Origin of the sequence: Pseudodesulfovibrio sp., from assembly GCF_028692895.1 — a bacterium.
In the GTDB taxonomy this organism is placed as follows: domain Bacteria; phylum Desulfobacterota; class Desulfovibrionia; order Desulfovibrionales; family Desulfovibrionaceae; genus Pseudodesulfovibrio.
On record NZ_JAQUWN010000004.1, the window covers coordinates 26241 to 40984 of the forward strand.

A 14744-nucleotide genomic window follows, 5' to 3' on the forward strand; every position below is an offset into this window, starting at 1 on the left:
CTTTCGTTTCGGGTGGGGCCATGACCATTTACCGGCTCTTCGAGGAACCCGTCTTTCCGGACCCGGAAGAGGCGGACCCGGACGGCCTGTTGGCCGTGGGAGGCGACCTGAGCCCGCAGCGGCTGCTCACGGCCTATGCCAGCGGCATCTTTCCCTGGTACGGCGAGGACTCGCCTATCCTGTGGTGGTCCACCAACCCCCGGCTGGTCCTGCTGCCCCGCGAGTTCCACCTGCCGCGCAGCCTGCGCCGGGTCCTCAACCGGGGGACCTTCTCCTTCACCCTGGATACGGCCTTCCCGAAGGTGATCCGGGCCTGCGCCGACGCGCCGAGGCCCGGCCAGGACGGCACCTGGCTGGTGGAGGATATGGTGGAGGCGTATACGCTGCTGCACCGGCTGGGTTATGCCCACAGCGTGGAGGCGTGGCGGGACGGCGAACTGGCGGGCGGGCTCTACGGCCTCTCTCTGGGCACGGCCTTCTTCGGCGAATCCATGTTTCACCGGGAGCCGGACGCCTCCAAGGCGGCCTTCGCCCGGCTGGTCGGCCAGCTCGGCCGCTGGGGCTTCACGCTCATTGACTGCCAGCAGACCACGAACCACCTGCTCCGGTTCGGCGCGCGGGAGATGCAGCGGTTCCGCTTCCTGGCGGCCCTGCGCGAGGCCATGGACGCGTCCACCCGGGCAGGGCTGTGGCGCTTCGACGAGCCGTGAGCGGCGCTATTCTTCTTCCACCAGGGGCAGGTGGCGGCTCAGGTCGTAGAGGCCGCGCAGCGGGATGTCCAGCGGATAGCTCGGGATCTTCGCGAACTCGATGAACCCGATGTCCTTGTCGGGCTGGGCTTGGGAGAGCCCGGCCATCCCGGCCGGGACGGGAAAGGCGAGGGGCACGGACCGGATGGCCGTAAGCCTTGTGGAATACTGTTCTTTCAGGTAGTTTGCCAATCGGTCCCGCTCGACGTCGGAGAAGGCTTCCATGACCACCCGGCGGCTCGGGTCGTCCGGGGCGGAAGGAGGCGTGATGAGGGCGTCCCAGTCCTGGGCCCGCTCGTCCTCGGGCGTCCAGGAGGCCCGGAACAGGTGGACTTCCACGTCACGGCGTCCCTTGAAGCTGCGGATGACCATGGAGAGGGTGTTGGCGTAGGGGGTCGGCGGGGTCGTCGCCGCCCGGGTGATGTCGATGTCCATGCGCTACCTCCATCGGGCCGTTTTGTTGTGTCAAAACAATCATACGTCCTTTATCGGAGCATCTCAAGGGGGCTCGCCGCCGAATGCCTGATTTCAAACTGGTCAGTGAATACGTCCCGAGGGGAGACCAGCCCGAGGCCATCGCCCAACTTGTGGCGGGCATCGGCGCGGGCGTGCGCGATCAGGTGCTCCTGGGCGCAACGGGCACGGGCAAGACCTTCACCATGGCCAACGTGGTGGCCGCGCTCAACCGCCCGGCCCTGGTGCTCGCGCCCAACAAGACCCTGGCCGCCCAGCTCTATACCGAGTTCCGGGGCCTCTTCCCGGACAATGCCGTCGAATATTTCGTCAGTTATTACGACTACTATCAGCCGGAAGCCTACCTCCCGCACTCGGACGTCTACATCGAGAAGGATTCGTCCATCAACGACGACATCGACAAGCTCCGCCACGCCGCCACCCACGCGCTGCTGACCCGCCACGACGTGCTCATCGTGGCCTCGGTCTCCTGCATCTACGGCCTGGGCTCGCCGGAATTCTACGCCAAGATGGTGATCCCGGTGGAGGAGGGCCAGGCCATGTCCATGGACCACCTGCTCTCGCGCCTAGTGGAGATCCACTACGAGCGCAACGACTACGACTTCCATCGCGGCACCTTCCGCGTGCGCGGCGACGTGGTGGAAATCATCCCGGCATACAGCCGCGAGCAGGCCCTGCGAATCGAGTTTTTCGGCGACGAGATCGATTCGCTGTCCGAGACCGACCCGCTCACCGGCGAGGTCAGGGACCGGCTGCGCAAGACCGTCATCTACCCCGGCAGCCACTTCGTGTCCGACCGCGACAACCTGGAGCGGGCCGTGGACGCCATCCGCACCGAGCTCCAGGAGCGGCTCGCCGCCCTCAAGTCGGCGAACAGGCTGGTGGAGGCCCAGCGGCTGGAGCAGCGGACCATGTACGACCTGGAGATTATCGAGGAGCTGGGCTACTGCAACGGCATCGAGAACTATTCCAGGCATCTGGACGGCCGCGTGGCGGGGCAGCCCCCGGCCACGCTCCTGGACTACTTCCCGGACGATTTCCTGCTCTTTGTGGACGAGTCGCACATCGCGCTGCCCCAGGTGGGCGGCATGTTCAACGGCGACCGCTCGCGCAAGACCACCCTGGTGGACTTCGGCTTCCGGCTGCCGTCCGCCCTGGACAACCGGCCGCTCAGCTACGACGAGTTCCAGGGGCGCGTCCACCAGGCCGTCTATGTCTCGGCCACGCCGGGGAAGCTGGAGATGGACCTGGCCCAGGGCGTGGTGGTGGAGCAGATCATCCGGCCCACCGGCCTGGTGGACCCGGAGGTTGAGGTCCGAAAAGTACAGGGACAGATTGACGATTTGCTCGCGGAATGCAAAAAGAGGCAATCGAGGGACGAGCGGGTTCTGGTCACCACGCTGACCAAGCGCATGGCCGAGGACCTGAACGATTATTTCAACTCGATGGGGGTGCCGTCGCGCTACCTGCACTCGGACATCGACACCCTGGAGCGCATGGCCATCATCCGGGCGCTGCGCGAGGGCGAGTTCGTGGTTCTGGTGGGCATCAACCTCCTGCGGGAGGGGCTGGACATTCCGGAGGTCTCCCTGGTGGCGATCCTGGACGCGGACAAGGAGGGGTTCCTCCGGTCAGCGCGGTCGCTGATCCAGACCTTCGGCCGGGCGGCCCGCAACGCGGGAGCGCGCGTGGTCATGTACGCGGACGGGGTGACCCCGTCCATGGCGGAGGCCATGGAGGAGACCGCCCGGCGTCGGGAGCGCCAGCTCGCCTACAACGAGGAGCACGGCATCGTCCCGACCACCATCCGCAAGAAGGTGGACGATCTCTTCGGCTCGTCCGGAACCGGATCGACGCGCGGCGGGGCGCACGGTGGAACGGGCCGGACCGCCGGGGAAGCCGGGGACGGGGATGATTTCGGCGCGGACCCGAAGGCCCTGCGCAAGGCCGTGAACCGGCTGGAGCGGGAGATGCGGGGGGCCGCCAAGGAACTGGAATTCGAGCGGGCCGCGGAACTGAGGGACCGCGTGGCCCTGCTCAGGGAACGGCTGCTGGAACTGGGGTAGGTTATGAAGACTTCCTTTCACCGGAGAATGTTGCGGATGAAGGCCAGGATGGGCTCCTTCTGGAGTCTCGCCCTGGGCGGGATGTATCTCATCCTCGTTTTCCTCATCGGCATCGGATATTACATGGTCTTCGAGGAGTGGGACTTCCCGAGCTCCTTCTACATGGTGGTCATCACCCTTTCCACCGTCGGCTACATGGAGGTCAACGAGCTTTCCAACACGGGGCGCATGTTCACCGCCTTCCTTATCATGGGCGGCGTGGGCGGCTTCGTGTACATCGCGGGCGCGTTCGCCCAGCTCCTGATCGACGGACGTCTGCAAATCATGTGGGGTAAGCATAAAATGATGAAAGAGATCGGCAAGCTGAGAAATCATTTCATCGTCTGCGGCTACGGGCGCATCGGTTCCATCGTGGTCCAGGAAATGCTCAAGGAAGGACACGACGTCGTCGTCCTCGAGCAGACGCCGGAACTCATCGACAAGATGGAGCAGGACGGCATCCTGTGCATCGAGGGCGACGCCACCAGCGACGGCGTGCTCCTCAGCGCCGGACTGCTGCACGCCCGGTCCCTGGTCTCCGCCCTGACCAGCGAGGCGGCCAACGTCTATGTCACCCTGACCGCCCGCCAGCTCAACCCCGACATCAACATCATCGCCCGCGCGGGCGAGGTCTCCCACATCGCCCGGCTGGAGCTGGCCGGGGCCAACCGCGTGGTGCTTCCGCACTTCATCGGCGGCCTGCGCATGGCCCAGAACGTGTTGCGGCCCACCGTGACCAACTTCATCGAGCTGGCCATGCGCGGCGGCATCGACCTCCAGATGGAGGAGCTCGTGGTCACCTCCGGCTCGGAGCTGGTGAACAAGGACCTTGTCCAGTCCCAGATCCGGCCGCGTTTCAACCTGATCATCATCGCCATCAAAAAGGAGTCCGGGGAGATGGTCTTCAACCCTGGCCCCAAGCAGGTCATCATGGCCAACGACACGCTCCTGGCCGTCGGCAGCCAGAAGAACCTGCACGAGATCAAGGCGATCCTCTAGCGGAGCCCGAAAAAACAGATGATTTCCCGCGAGATCCGGGAGCGCGCGGCCAAGCTGCGCGCGGACCTGGAATACCACAACCACCGTTACTACGTCCTCGACGACCCGGTCATCTCCGACGAGGAGTACGACAACCTCTTCCGCGAGTTGCAGGCCCTGGAGCGCGAGCATCCCGAGCTGGACGACCCCAACTCGCCCACCCGCCGGGTGGGCGGGGAGCCCGCCGCCGGGTTCTCGCCCTACGAACATGCCGAGCGCATGTACAGCCTGGACAACGCCATGGACCTGGACGCCTGGTACGCCTTCACCGAGCGCGTGGCCAAGGGGCTGGGCACGGACGGAGCCGAGTACTGGGCCGATCCCAAGATGGACGGTCTGGCCTTGGAAGTCATTTACGAGCGGGGCCGGTTCGTGCGCGCGGCCACGCGCGGCGACGGCCTGGTGGGCGAGGACGTGACCGGAAACATGCGCACGGTCATGAACCTGCCGCTGACCCTGCGCGGCGGCTCGGTCCCCCGGCTGCTGGAGGTCCGGGGCGAGGTCATCATCTCGAATCGGGATTTCGCCGCCCTCAACGAGCGGCAGCGCGAGGCCGGGGAAAAGGTCTTCGCCAACCCGCGCAACGCGGCCGCCGGGTCCATCCGCCAGCTCGATCCCAGGGTGGCCGCCTCCCGGCCCCTGCGTTTCATGGGCTACGGCCTCGGCCGGGTGGAGTGGGACCAGCCGCTTTTCGCCTGGACCACCCAGCGGGAGGCCATGGAGGGCTTGAAGGGGCTCGGTTTCGCCGTGGCTCCCGAGGCCCGGCTCTGCGGCTCGGCCGACGCGGTGGCCGCCTATTTCCGCGAGCTGGGCGAGCGGCGGGAGTCGCTGCCCTTCGAGATCGACGGCGTGGTCGCCAAGGTGAACAGCCTGGAGATGCAGCGCGCCCTGGGCTTCACGGCCCGCGCCCCGCGCTGGGCCCTGGCCCTCAAGTTCCCGGCCATGCAGGCCCGCACCCGGCTCGACGCCATCCGCATCCAGGTGGGCCGCACCGGCGTGCTCACCCCGGTGGCCGAACTGGCCCCCGTGCCCCTGGCGGGCGTGATCGTCTCCAACGCCACCCTGCACAACAAGGGGTACATCGAGGAGCACGACCTGCGCGTGGGCGACACCGTGCTGGTCCAGCGGGCCGGGGACGTCATCCCCCAGGTCCTTTCCGTGGACCTGGACGCGCGCCCGGCGGACGCCGAACCCTACGTGTTTCCGGACACCTGCCCGGTCTGCGGCAGCCAGGCCCGCGAGGACGGCGAGGCCGTGCGCTGCGCCAACGAGACCTGCCCGGCCAAGACCGTGCAGCGGATCATCCATTTCGTGTCCAAGGCCGGGCTCGACATGGAGGGCGTGGGCCGCAGGTGGGTGGAGCGGCTGGCGAGGGACGGCGTGCTCGAAACCTCAGCCGACCTCTTCACCCTGGAGAAGACCGCTCTGCTCAGGTACGAGGGCATGGGCGACAAGTCGGCCGAGAACTTCCTGGCGGCCATCGCCAAGGCCAGGGAGGAGGCCCCGCTGTGGCGGCTCATCGCGGGGCTGGGCATCCGCCACGTGGGCGAGCAGACGGCCCGGACCCTGGCCGCGCACTATGCGGACCTGGAGGCCCTGGGCGAGGCCACGCGCGAGGAACTCCAGGCGCTGGAGGACGTGGGGCCCATCGTGGCCGAGAGCATCCATTTCTTCTTCGAGAGCGAGGACGCCCTGACGCTCATCGAGCGGTTCCGGGAGGTGGGCTTCTGGCCCACGGGCGGGCCGTCGGCTTTGGCCGAGGCCACGGAGGACGCGCCGCTTGCGGGCAAGGTGTTCATCTTTACCGGGAGCCTGCCGGACATGAGCCGCACCGAGGCCGAGGCCCTGGTGGAGGCGCGGGGCGGGACCTCGGCCAAGGCCATCTCCAAGAAGGTGGACTACGTGGTGGCCGGGGAGAAGGCCGGGTCCAAGGTGGCCAAGGCCCAGAAGCTCGGCCTTGAAATTATTGACTTCGAGCGGTTCATGGAATTACTCCATGAATCCGAATAAATTTTCAACCTGCTACAAGGAGAGCGGTATGGCTACCACCGACATCGTCATTCTGGGCGCGAAGGGGCGCATGGGCAACATGCTGGTCAATATGGCCCTGGGCGACGACGAGCTGAATCTCGTCGGCGTCTGCGAGCGCAAAGGCAATGCGGGCGGGCTGAGCTACGACGGCTGCCAGGCCTCGGACTGCCTGGAGGATTTGCTGCCCCAGGTGCCGGGCGCGGTCATCGTCGATTTCACCGCTCCCGAGTCCTCCCTGGCCATGGCCGAGAAGGCCGCCGCGTTCGGCAACCCGGCCGTGATCGGCACCACCGGCCTGGACAAGGACCAGCAGGCGAAACTGGCGGAGTTCGCCAAGAAGGTTCCGCTGTTCTGGGCCCCCAACATGTCGGTCGGCATCAACGTGCTGCTCAAGATCCTGCCCTCCCTGGTCCAGGCCCTGGGCCCGGCCTACGACATGGAGATCGTCGAAACTCACCACCGCATGAAAAAGGACTCGCCCAGCGGCACGGCCCTCAAGCTGGCCCAGTGCCTGGCCGAGGCGCGCGGCTGGGAGTATGACGACGTCAAGAAGCATTGCCGCGACGGCATCATCGGCGAGCGGCCGCGCAACGAGATCGGCGTGCAGACCCTGCGCGGCGGCGACGTGGTCGGCGAGCACACCATGTACTTTTTTGGCCCCGGCGAGCGCATCGAGGTCACCCACCGGGCGCACTCCCGCGAGACCTTCGCCGCGGGCGCCCTGCGCGCGGCCAAGTGGCTCTCGGCGCAGCGGCCCGGCAAGCTCTACAACATGGCCGACATCTTCTAGGCCGTCACGGTTCACGCAATGAGAAGGGGCATGGAATCATCCATGCCCCTTTTTTCGTCAGTAGCGTTGGAATTCTTCGTCGTCTTCCCCATCTTCTCCCGGCGGCTCGCCGTGCGGCGAGGGGAGGGGCGGCAGGGCGCGCGCCTCGGCGGCGATGGCCGACGACGTGCATTCGCCGACGTGGAAGAAGCACATGGTGTCCTTGAGGGCGCGGGCCTGGCCGTCCATGTCGGCGGAGGCCGCGGCCACGTGCTCGGCCATGGACGAGTTCTGCTGGACCACGCTGTCCAGTTCGTTGACGGCCTGGTTGATTTGCGAGACCCCGATGTCCTGCTCCTTGGCCGCCGCGAAGACTTCTTCGATGAGGTCCGAGGTGCGGTGGATGTCCGGGACGGTCTTCTTGAGCATCTTGCCCGCCCGGTCCGCCACCTTCAGGCTGGAGGTGGAGAGCTCGCCGATCTCGGCGGCGGCCACGCCGCTGCGTTCGGCCAGTTGGCGTACTTCGGCCGCCACCACGGCGAAGCCCTTGCCGTGCTCGCCCGCCCGCGCCGCCTCGATGGCCGCGTTGAGGGCCAGCAGGTTGGTCTGCCGGGCGATTTCCTCCACGATGGCGATCTTCTCGGCGATCTGGTTCATGGCGTCCACGGTCTGGGCCACGGCGTTGCCGCCTTCCTCGGCGTCCATGGCGGCCTGCTGGGCCAGGGCCTTGGTCTGCTGGATGTTTTCGAAGCTCTGGCTGATGTTGGCCGAGATTTCCTCGATGCTGGCGGCCACCTGGGCCACGCTGGCCGCTTGGCGGGAGGAGCCGTCGGCCAGCGTGCCGGAGGAGTCGCTGACGTCGCCGCAGCGTTCCACCAGAGAGTCCGTGGCGGACTGGACCGATCCCACGATGTCGGTCAGGTGCCGGCGCATGTCCCGGAGCGAGTCGGCCAGGTCGCCCATTTCGTCCTTTTGCCGGACCTTGAGGGAGACGGTCATGTCCCCCTGGGAAAAGGCCCTGGCGAAGGCGAGCAAGGCGTGGATGGGGGTGAGGATGAATCGGCGGATGACCTGGCCGCCCACCAGGATGGGGATGACGGCGATGAGGATGACGCCGCCAGCGATGATGTAGAGGGCTCCGGTGATGAGCGCGCGCTGCTCGCCCATGTCGGAGACCAGGCAGAGCACGCCGATCTGCTTGCCCGCGTAGTCGTCGATGGGCACTGTGGTCACGGAAAAATCGCCCGCCATGCGCGTGGAGGTCCTGTCACGCCCCTCGTCGAGTGCGTCCTTGGTCACGGCGTCCCGCGCGGCGGCGTTGTCCTGGCCGGAAATGAGCACGTAGCGTTCCGCCACCAGGGGATACTTCGCGGGGTCCTGGAGCCTGGTCGTGATGGTCAGCAGGTCGCGGTTCATGAAGAGCAGCACCTTGAGGCCCCCGGTCTTTTCCATGGCCTTGAGCAGGGGATCGAACCCCTTGAGCACCTCCACCGAGCCGAGCTGCCTGCCGTCGGCGGACTTGATGGGCGCCACGCCCCGGATGGTGAAGCCGCCCCGGCCTGGCTCAATGCCCTTGACCGGCTGGCCGGTGCGGTTGACGTCCAGCACGGTCTTGCGGAACGAGGAGATGTCGTCGGAGATGTCCACCCACTTGCCGTCCTTCTTGGCCTGCTTCTTCCTCCAGACCCGGAGCAGGCTGCGGCCGTTGGGCAGGTGGTAGTGGACGTTCAGGTCGGCTCCGGTGGTCTCCTTGAGCCCGGCGGCCGCGTCCTTGAGGGCGGCGCGGATGCGTTCGCGCGCTTCCTGCGACTGGGGACTTTTCGGGTCGTCGATGTCGCCCGTACGGGCCAGGTCGAAGGCCTCGATGACCGGCGTGAGCCGACTGTACTGCGCGGCCTGCTCCAGGGCGTCGTTGGAGGCGGACTCCAGGGCGGCCTGGAAGTTGGCCACCTTGTCCTGAGCCAGGAGCCCGATGAACGAACTCTCCAGGGTGGCGAACTCGCGGTTGATGAAGAACAGGCCGATGACGCAACAGGTCGCGACCGAGATGAAGAGCGGACCCAGCAGTTTGCTTCGTAGTTTCATGATGCTTCCCTCGTCGGCTGGCAGCCGTTGCCCGGGCCGAGGCCCGGTAATTGTCCGGTTCCATACCAAGGGATGGAGGCGGCGCTGTCAATTATAGATGCGCCGTTCCTGTCGGGCCGCGGAGGGGCCAGTCCGGCCGGGCCGGGCCGCGGGTCAGAGGATGGGGGAGAAGAGCCGGGCGAGCTGGATGGCGGTCTGCTGGATAATGTTCTTGCCGTCGTATTCGTCGGTGCCGACCTCGTCGCTGTGCGCGAAGTCGGTTCGGAACATGGCCTCGATGCGTTGGCAGAAGGCCGGGTTCTCCACCAGCATGGTCAACTCGAAGTTGAGCCGGAACGAACGGTTGTCCAGGTTGGCGGTGCCCACCCCGGCCAGGTCGTCGTCGGCCAGGAAGACCTTCTGGTGCATGAAGCCGTGCTGGTAGCGGTAGACCCGGATGGTCTCCATCTGGAGCTCCTTGAGGCAGGAGAACCCGGCCAGGTAGACCAGAAGGTGGTCCGGCTTGCGGGGCAGGAGGATGCGCACGTCCACCCCGCGCATGGCGGCAAGTTGCAGGGCCTTGGTCACGCTGCTGTCCGGCACGAAATAGGGGGAGGCGATCCAGAACCGCTTGCGCGCGGAGTTGATGGCCCGGATGAACATGAGCGAGCAGGTCTCCAGCGGGTCGGCCGGGCTGGTGGGAAAGGCCAGGACCTCGGCCTCGCCGCCGCACGGCGGGACCGTGCCGGCCAGGTCGAGCAGGACGCCCGTGGCCCAGTACCAGTCGCGGGCGAAGCTGAGGCCGACCCCGAGCACGGCAGGGCCGGTGATCTTTATGTGCGTGTCGCGCCAGCCGTTGAACTGCTTGGATATCCCCAGGTATTCATCGCCCACGTTGTGGCCTCCCACAAAGGCGATGCGGTCGTCCACGATGACGATCTTGCGGTGGTTGCGGAAGTTGAGCTGGAAGCGGTTCCCCCGACCCTTGGTGGTGTGGAAGGGGTGGACCTCGATGCCCGCGTCGCGCATGGTCCGCCAGAACCGCTCCGGCGTGGTGTGGCAGCCGATCTCGTCGTAGAGGAAGCGGATGGACAGTCCCTCGGCGGCCTTGCGCAGCAGGATGTCGCGCAGCCGCTTGCCCAGCCCGTCCTCATGGACGATGAAGAACTGGATGAGCAGGGATTCCTTCGCCGCCCCGATGGCTTCGAAGATGGCCTTGAAGGTGTCGTGGCCGCTGGTGTACAGCTCGATCCCGTTGCCGCCCGCAAAAGGGATGCGGGCCATGGTCTCGAAGGAGCAGCGGGGCGCGTGCGGGTTTTCCCGGTCGGCCGGGCTCGGAACCTCCGGCAGGTTGTGCCGGTCCGCGAGGCTGCGGCGGAACCGTTCGTCCACGGCGCGCATGGTATCCACGTAGCCGTGGAACTTGTTGCGGCCGAAGATCCAGTAGAGCGGCAGGGAGAGCAGGGGAAAGCAGACCAGGGAGATGGTCCAGGCGATGGCCCCCTGGGGCGTGCGCGTGTCGCGCACGGCCGTGATGGCGGCGAAGATGGCCGTAATTTCTATCGCGGTGTAGGCCAGGCTGAGAAAGCCGAGCAAAATCTGGATGTCCACGGATTCCATGGGAATGATTTAACAGAAAATTCCGGAAAGTGAAATCCGTATGCTTGCCCCCCGCAGGGAATTGTGCTCTGAATTTTTCCATGTGCGCATCCGCCCCCGGTGGGGCGGCGCAGGACGCCGCCCCGCACCATCCGTTCATGGTTCGGCCCAACCGGACTCTTGTCGGCCTGGCCGTTCCCGTGCTTTTTTCCCTGGTGGCCGAGCCCCTGACCGGGCTGGCGGACACCGCCTTCGTAGCCCGCATCCCCGGAGCCGAACCCGTGGCCGCCCTGGGCGTCGGCACCGTGGCCTTTTCCTCCATTTTCTGGGCCTTCGGTTTTCTGGGCATCGGCACCCAGACCGAGGTCGCCCACGCCATCGGCCGGGGCGACCGCGACCACGCCGTGAAGCTCACCTCCCTGGCCTGCGCCCTGGCCGCCGGGGTGGGCGTCTTCCTGCTTTTCGGGCTCATGCCCTTCCTGCGCGACCTCTCCGCGCTGCTCGGCGCGCAGGGGCGGGTGGACGGCCTGGCCCGCGAATACATGTTCTACCGGCTGATGGGCGCGCCCGCCGTGCTCGTCTCCGTGGCCGCCTTCGGCGCGCTCCGGGGCGTGCAGGACATGCGTACGCCGCTTTACGTGGCCGTGGGCGTCAACGTCGTCAACGTGGTCCTGGACAGGATACTGATCTTCGGGGCCTTCGGGCTGCCTCCCTTCGGGGTGGCTGGCGCGGCCGTGGCCAGTTCGTTCAGCCAGTGGGTGGGGGCGGCCTGGTCCCTGCTGGTGGTGGCCCGGCGCATCGGCCTGACCTGGCATATGCGCGGCGCGGGCGCGGGCAAGCTGCTGCGTATCGGCGGCGACCTGTTTGTCCGCACCGGGCTGCTGCTGGTCTTTATCGGGCTGTGCACCCGGGTGGCCAATCATTTCGGCGCGGATGAGGGCGCGGCCTACCAGGCCATCCGCCAGTTCTTCGTCTTCGCGGCCCTGTTTCTGGACGCCTTCGCCATCACCGGCCAGAGCCTGGTCGGATATTTTCTGGGCGCGCGCAACGTTGCCCAGGCCCGGCGCGTGGCCGAGGTGGTCTGCCTGTGGAGCATGGGCACCGGGGCTGTGCTGGGGGCGCTGATGCTGGCGGGGCAGGATTTCGTGGCCTGGCTGCTGGTGCCGCCGTCGGCCATGGGGGAGTTCGGTCCGGGGTGGGTGGTGCTCTCGCTGTCGCTGCCGGTGGGGGCGCTCTCCTTCGCCACGGACGGCATCCACTGGGGCACCGGCGATTTTCGCTACCTGCGCAACGCCATGCTCGCGGCCTCGGCCGTGGGCGCGGCCCACGTCCTGCTCATCGAGCACTTGCACCCGGCGCACGCCATGGTCCACATCTGGCTCGCCTCGACCCTGTGGATGGGGCTGCGGGGAGGTTTCGGGGTCATTCGCGTCTGGCCGGGCATCGGCCGGGCCCCGCTCGGTCGGGCGGCATAGCCCGCCCCGGCCATTGGCCTAGTGTTCGGCCAGGTAGGTGAACATGAAGGCGTAGGCGCTGCGCATTTCCTTTTCCAGGTCTTCGAGGTGGGAGGAAGCCGCCGCGAAATCGCCGGCCTTGGAGGCGTTCTCCAACTGGAGGCAGCAGTCGCGCACCCGGGCGACGCCCATGGTGGCGGCGCCGCCCTTGAGGGCGTGGGCCAGGTGGCGCAGGCGCTCCACATCCCCGAGCCGGAGCGCTTCCCTGATTTCCTGAATCCGCTTGGGCTCCTGGGAGATGAAGGTGGTGAACATCCGCTTGAGAAACGGCTGCTTGCCCGCCATGGACTCCAGGAACCGGCTTTCGACCACTTCGATTCCGTTCATATGTGTACCGCCGATTGCAATCTTGTTGACGAATCGCAACGAACATACTGCGTCGCCCGGTTTTCGGCAACCGCTTTGGCGTTTTTTTTTGGGTCCTCGGCAACGGCGCGAAAAGAAAGGGCGGAACCGAAGTCCCGCCCTTGATTCCAATGGGTTGGCCGCCGCTAGAGCGCGTAGAGCTTTTCACCGGGCACGATGTTGATGCCGTTTTTCTGGAGCAGCTCAATGCCCTGGTCCGTGCGGTCGAACCGGAAGATGAGCACGGCGGAGTCGCCGGACTGCTGGACGAAGGCGTACATGTATTCGACGTTGATGTTGGAGTCCTGAAGCATGCTCAGGATGTTGTGCAGCCCGCCCGGATGGTCCGGGACCTCGACGGCCACCACCGAGGTGCGGCCCACGGTGAACCCGTTCTCTTTGAGCTTGTCCTTGGCGGTCTCGAAGTCCGAGACGATGAGGCGCAGGATGCCGAAGTCCGAGGTGTCGGCCAGGGACAGGGCGCGGATGTTGACGCCCGCTTCGGAGAGGATGCGCGTCACTTCGGCCAGGCGGCCGGCGCGATTTTCCAGGAATATGGAGAGTTGATCGACTTTCATGGTGTTCTCCTCGCTGTTGCGGATTGCTAGGCTTCTTTCCTCTTGTCGATGATGCGTTTGGCCTTGCCCAGGGAACGTTCGATGGCCTTGGGCTCAACCAGTTTCACCTTGGCGGTGACGCCGAGGAATTCCTTGATATTTTTCATTACCTTCGATTCCACCCGCTGTAAACTCTTGATCTCGTCGGAGAACATGGACTCGTTGACCTCGACCTGGACCTCCAGGGTGTCGAGATTGCCCTCGCGCTCCACGATGAGCTGGTAGTGCGGGGTCAGCCCCTCGGTCTCGATGAGGATGGACTCGATCTGCGACGGGAAGACGTTGACGCCCCGGATGATGAGCATGTCGTCCGAACGGCCGGTGACGCGCTTCATGCGCATGGTGGTGCGGCCGCATTTGCAGGGGACCGGGTTCAGGACGGTCAGGTCGCGGGTGCGGTAGCGGATGAGCGGGATGCCTTCCTTGGTCAGGGTGGTGAAGACCAGCTCTCCTTCCTCGCCGGGGGCCACGGGCTCGCCGGTCTCGGGGTTGATGGTCTCGGCCAGGAAGTGGTCTTCCTGGATGTGCAGGCCGTCCTGGGCCTCGTGGCACTCGATGGCCACGCCGGGGCCCATGACCTCGGACAGGCCGTAGATGTCTATGGCCGTGATGCCGAGCTTCTTCTCGATGGCGCGGCGCATCTCGTCGGTCCAGGGCTCGGCCCCGAAGATGCCGATGCGCAGGGGCAGCTCGCGGACGTCGATGCCCATTTCCATGGCGGTTTCGGCCAGGAACAGGGCGTAGGACGGCGTGCAGGTGATGACGTCGGGCGCGAAGTCGCGAAGCAGGGTGACCTGGCGGCGGGTGCCGCCGCCGGAGATGGGCACCACGGTGGCGCCCAGGGTCTCGCAGCCGTGGTGGATGCCGAGCCCGCCGGTGAACAGGCCGTAGCCGTACGCGTTGTGCACGGTGTCGCTGGCCGAGGCCCCGGCGGCGACCAGGGAGCGTGCGATGAGCTTGCCCCAGTTCTCGATGTCGCGCTTGGTGTAGCCGACCACGGTGGCCGAGCCGGTGGTGCCGGAGGAGGAGTGGATGCGGACGATCTGTTCCTTGGGAACCGCGAACATGCCGAAGGGATACTGGTCGCGCAGGTCCTGCTTGACGGTGAAGGGCAGCAGGCTGACGTCCTTCAGGGTCTTGATATCCTGGGGCTTGACGCCCTTTTCGTCGAATTTCTTTTTGTAGAACGGAACGTTGGCGTAGACCCGCTCGCACAGGGCCTGGAGCCGCCGGAGCTGGAGTTGTTCCATTTCCTCCCTGGGAAGGGTCTCGTTCTGCACGTCGTAGATCATCCTGTTCTCCTCGCTTTCGGACTCCGGGACGTAAAAAACCACGGTCCCGTAAGCCCGTGGTTCGTCCTTTCGCCTTTGACCGCTATTGTTCCACGAGCATCATATGCTCGTCATAAAGAAGAAATAGTACGGTGACGGATTCTGTCG

12 protein-coding genes are annotated in these 14744 nt (G+C 66.2%); 6 read left to right on the plus strand and 6 right to left on the minus strand.

Going from position 1 to position 14744, the window contains the following annotated elements; translation table 11 throughout:
• Positions 1-20: 20 nt before the first annotated feature.
• Positions 21-710 carry a leucyl/phenylalanyl-tRNA--protein transferase gene (gene aat / locus PHP91_RS01720; protein ID WP_300135930.1) on the plus strand — a complete coding sequence of 230 codons (690 nt, stop codon included), beginning with the start codon at positions 21-23 and terminating at the stop codon, positions 708-710.
• Between the two features lie 6 nt (positions 711-716).
• Here the strand turns inward: aat and PHP91_RS01725 are convergent, their stop codons facing one another.
• Positions 717-1184: a hypothetical protein gene (locus tag PHP91_RS01725; RefSeq protein ID WP_300135932.1), complete on the minus strand. Its 468-nt coding sequence runs from the start codon at positions 1182-1184 to the stop codon at positions 717-719.
• Between the two features lie 83 nt (positions 1185-1267).
• Between PHP91_RS01725 and uvrB the strand changes: the two genes are divergently transcribed.
• The 4 genes from uvrB to dapB are packed head-to-tail and all read left to right on the plus strand — an operon-like array spanning position 1268 to position 7187.
• Positions 1268-3289 carry an excinuclease ABC subunit UvrB gene (uvrB, locus tag PHP91_RS01730; protein ID WP_300135934.1) on the plus strand — a complete coding sequence of 674 codons (2022 nt, stop codon included), beginning with the start codon at positions 1268-1270 and terminating at the stop codon, positions 3287-3289.
• A 36-nt stretch (positions 3290-3325) separates the two neighbouring features.
• Positions 3326-4327, plus strand: a complete 1002-nt coding sequence (locus tag PHP91_RS01735) for a TrkA family potassium uptake protein (RefSeq protein WP_300135936.1) — start codon at positions 3326-3328, stop codon at positions 4325-4327.
• A gap of 18 nt (positions 4328-4345) precedes the next feature.
• A complete protein-coding gene (gene ligA, locus PHP91_RS01740) occupies positions 4346-6376 on the plus strand; it encodes an NAD-dependent DNA ligase LigA (protein WP_300135938.1) in 2031 nt (676 codons plus the stop codon).
• Positions 6377-6404: 28 nt separating this feature from the next.
• Complete coding sequence (gene dapB / locus PHP91_RS01745; protein ID WP_300135940.1) at positions 6405-7187, plus strand: 4-hydroxy-tetrahydrodipicolinate reductase; 783 nt, start codon at positions 6405-6407, stop codon at positions 7185-7187.
• A 57-nt stretch (positions 7188-7244) separates the two neighbouring features.
• On the opposite strand, the gene PHP91_RS01750 is transcribed toward dapB, so the two are convergent.
• Complete coding sequence (locus PHP91_RS01750) at positions 7245-9251, minus strand: methyl-accepting chemotaxis protein (protein WP_300135942.1); 2007 nt, start codon at positions 9249-9251, stop codon at positions 7245-7247.
• Positions 9252-9404: 153 nt separating this feature from the next.
• The gene (gene cls / locus PHP91_RS01755) at positions 9405-10850 is read right to left on the minus strand and encodes a cardiolipin synthase (RefSeq protein ID WP_300135944.1); all 1446 of its coding nucleotides are present in this window, start codon (positions 10848-10850) and stop codon (positions 9405-9407) included.
• Positions 10851-10930: 80 nt separating this feature from the next.
• On the opposite strand from cls, the gene PHP91_RS01760 reads away from it, so the two are divergent.
• The gene (locus tag PHP91_RS01760; protein WP_300135946.1) at positions 10931-12304 is read left to right on the plus strand and encodes an MATE family efflux transporter; all 1374 of its coding nucleotides are present in this window, start codon (positions 10931-10933) and stop codon (positions 12302-12304) included.
• 18 nt (positions 12305-12322) lie between these two features.
• Here PHP91_RS01760 and PHP91_RS01765 read toward each other — a convergent pair whose 3' ends face one another.
• The 3 genes from PHP91_RS01765 to PHP91_RS01775 form a co-directional block, all read right to left on the minus strand.
• Positions 12323-12670 (minus strand): Hpt domain-containing protein, encoded by a 348-nt coding sequence (locus PHP91_RS01765; protein WP_300135948.1) that lies wholly within the window; start codon positions 12668-12670, stop codon positions 12323-12325.
• Between the two features lie 164 nt (positions 12671-12834).
• On the minus strand, positions 12835-13266 hold the full coding sequence (locus PHP91_RS01770; protein WP_300135950.1) for an ACT domain-containing protein: 432 nt from the start codon (positions 13264-13266) through the stop codon (positions 12835-12837).
• A 26-nt stretch (positions 13267-13292) separates the two neighbouring features.
• Positions 13293-14597 (minus strand): phenylacetate--CoA ligase, encoded by a 1305-nt coding sequence (locus PHP91_RS01775; protein ID WP_300135952.1) that lies wholly within the window; start codon positions 14595-14597, stop codon positions 13293-13295.
• Positions 14598-14744 lie beyond the last annotated feature (147 nt).

Coding starts and splice junctions, on each gene's coding strand:
- aat (WP_300135930.1), top strand. CDS start 21: ATGACCATTTACCGGCTCTTCGAGGAACCCGTCTTTCCGGACCCGGAA.
- PHP91_RS01725 (WP_300135932.1), bottom strand. CDS start 1,184: ATGGACATCGACATCACCCGGGCGGCGACGACCCCGCCGACCCCCTAC.
- uvrB (WP_300135934.1), top strand. CDS start 1,268: ATGCCTGATTTCAAACTGGTCAGTGAATACGTCCCGAGGGGAGACCAG.
- PHP91_RS01735 (WP_300135936.1), top strand. CDS start 3,326: ATGAAGGCCAGGATGGGCTCCTTCTGGAGTCTCGCCCTGGGCGGGATG.
- ligA (WP_300135938.1), top strand. CDS start 4,346: ATGATTTCCCGCGAGATCCGGGAGCGCGCGGCCAAGCTGCGCGCGGAC.
- dapB (WP_300135940.1), top strand. CDS start 6,405: ATGGCTACCACCGACATCGTCATTCTGGGCGCGAAGGGGCGCATGGGC.
- PHP91_RS01750 (WP_300135942.1), bottom strand. CDS start 9,251: ATGAAACTACGAAGCAAACTGCTGGGTCCGCTCTTCATCTCGGTCGCG.
- cls (WP_300135944.1), bottom strand. CDS start 10,850: ATGGAATCCGTGGACATCCAGATTTTGCTCGGCTTTCTCAGCCTGGCC.
- PHP91_RS01760 (WP_300135946.1), top strand. CDS start 10,931: ATGTGCGCATCCGCCCCCGGTGGGGCGGCGCAGGACGCCGCCCCGCAC.
- PHP91_RS01765 (WP_300135948.1), bottom strand. CDS start 12,670: ATGAACGGAATCGAAGTGGTCGAAAGCCGGTTCCTGGAGTCCATGGCG.
- PHP91_RS01770 (WP_300135950.1), bottom strand. CDS start 13,266: ATGAAAGTCGATCAACTCTCCATATTCCTGGAAAATCGCGCCGGCCGC.
- PHP91_RS01775 (WP_300135952.1), bottom strand. CDS start 14,597: ATGATCTACGACGTGCAGAACGAGACCCTTCCCAGGGAGGAAATGGAA.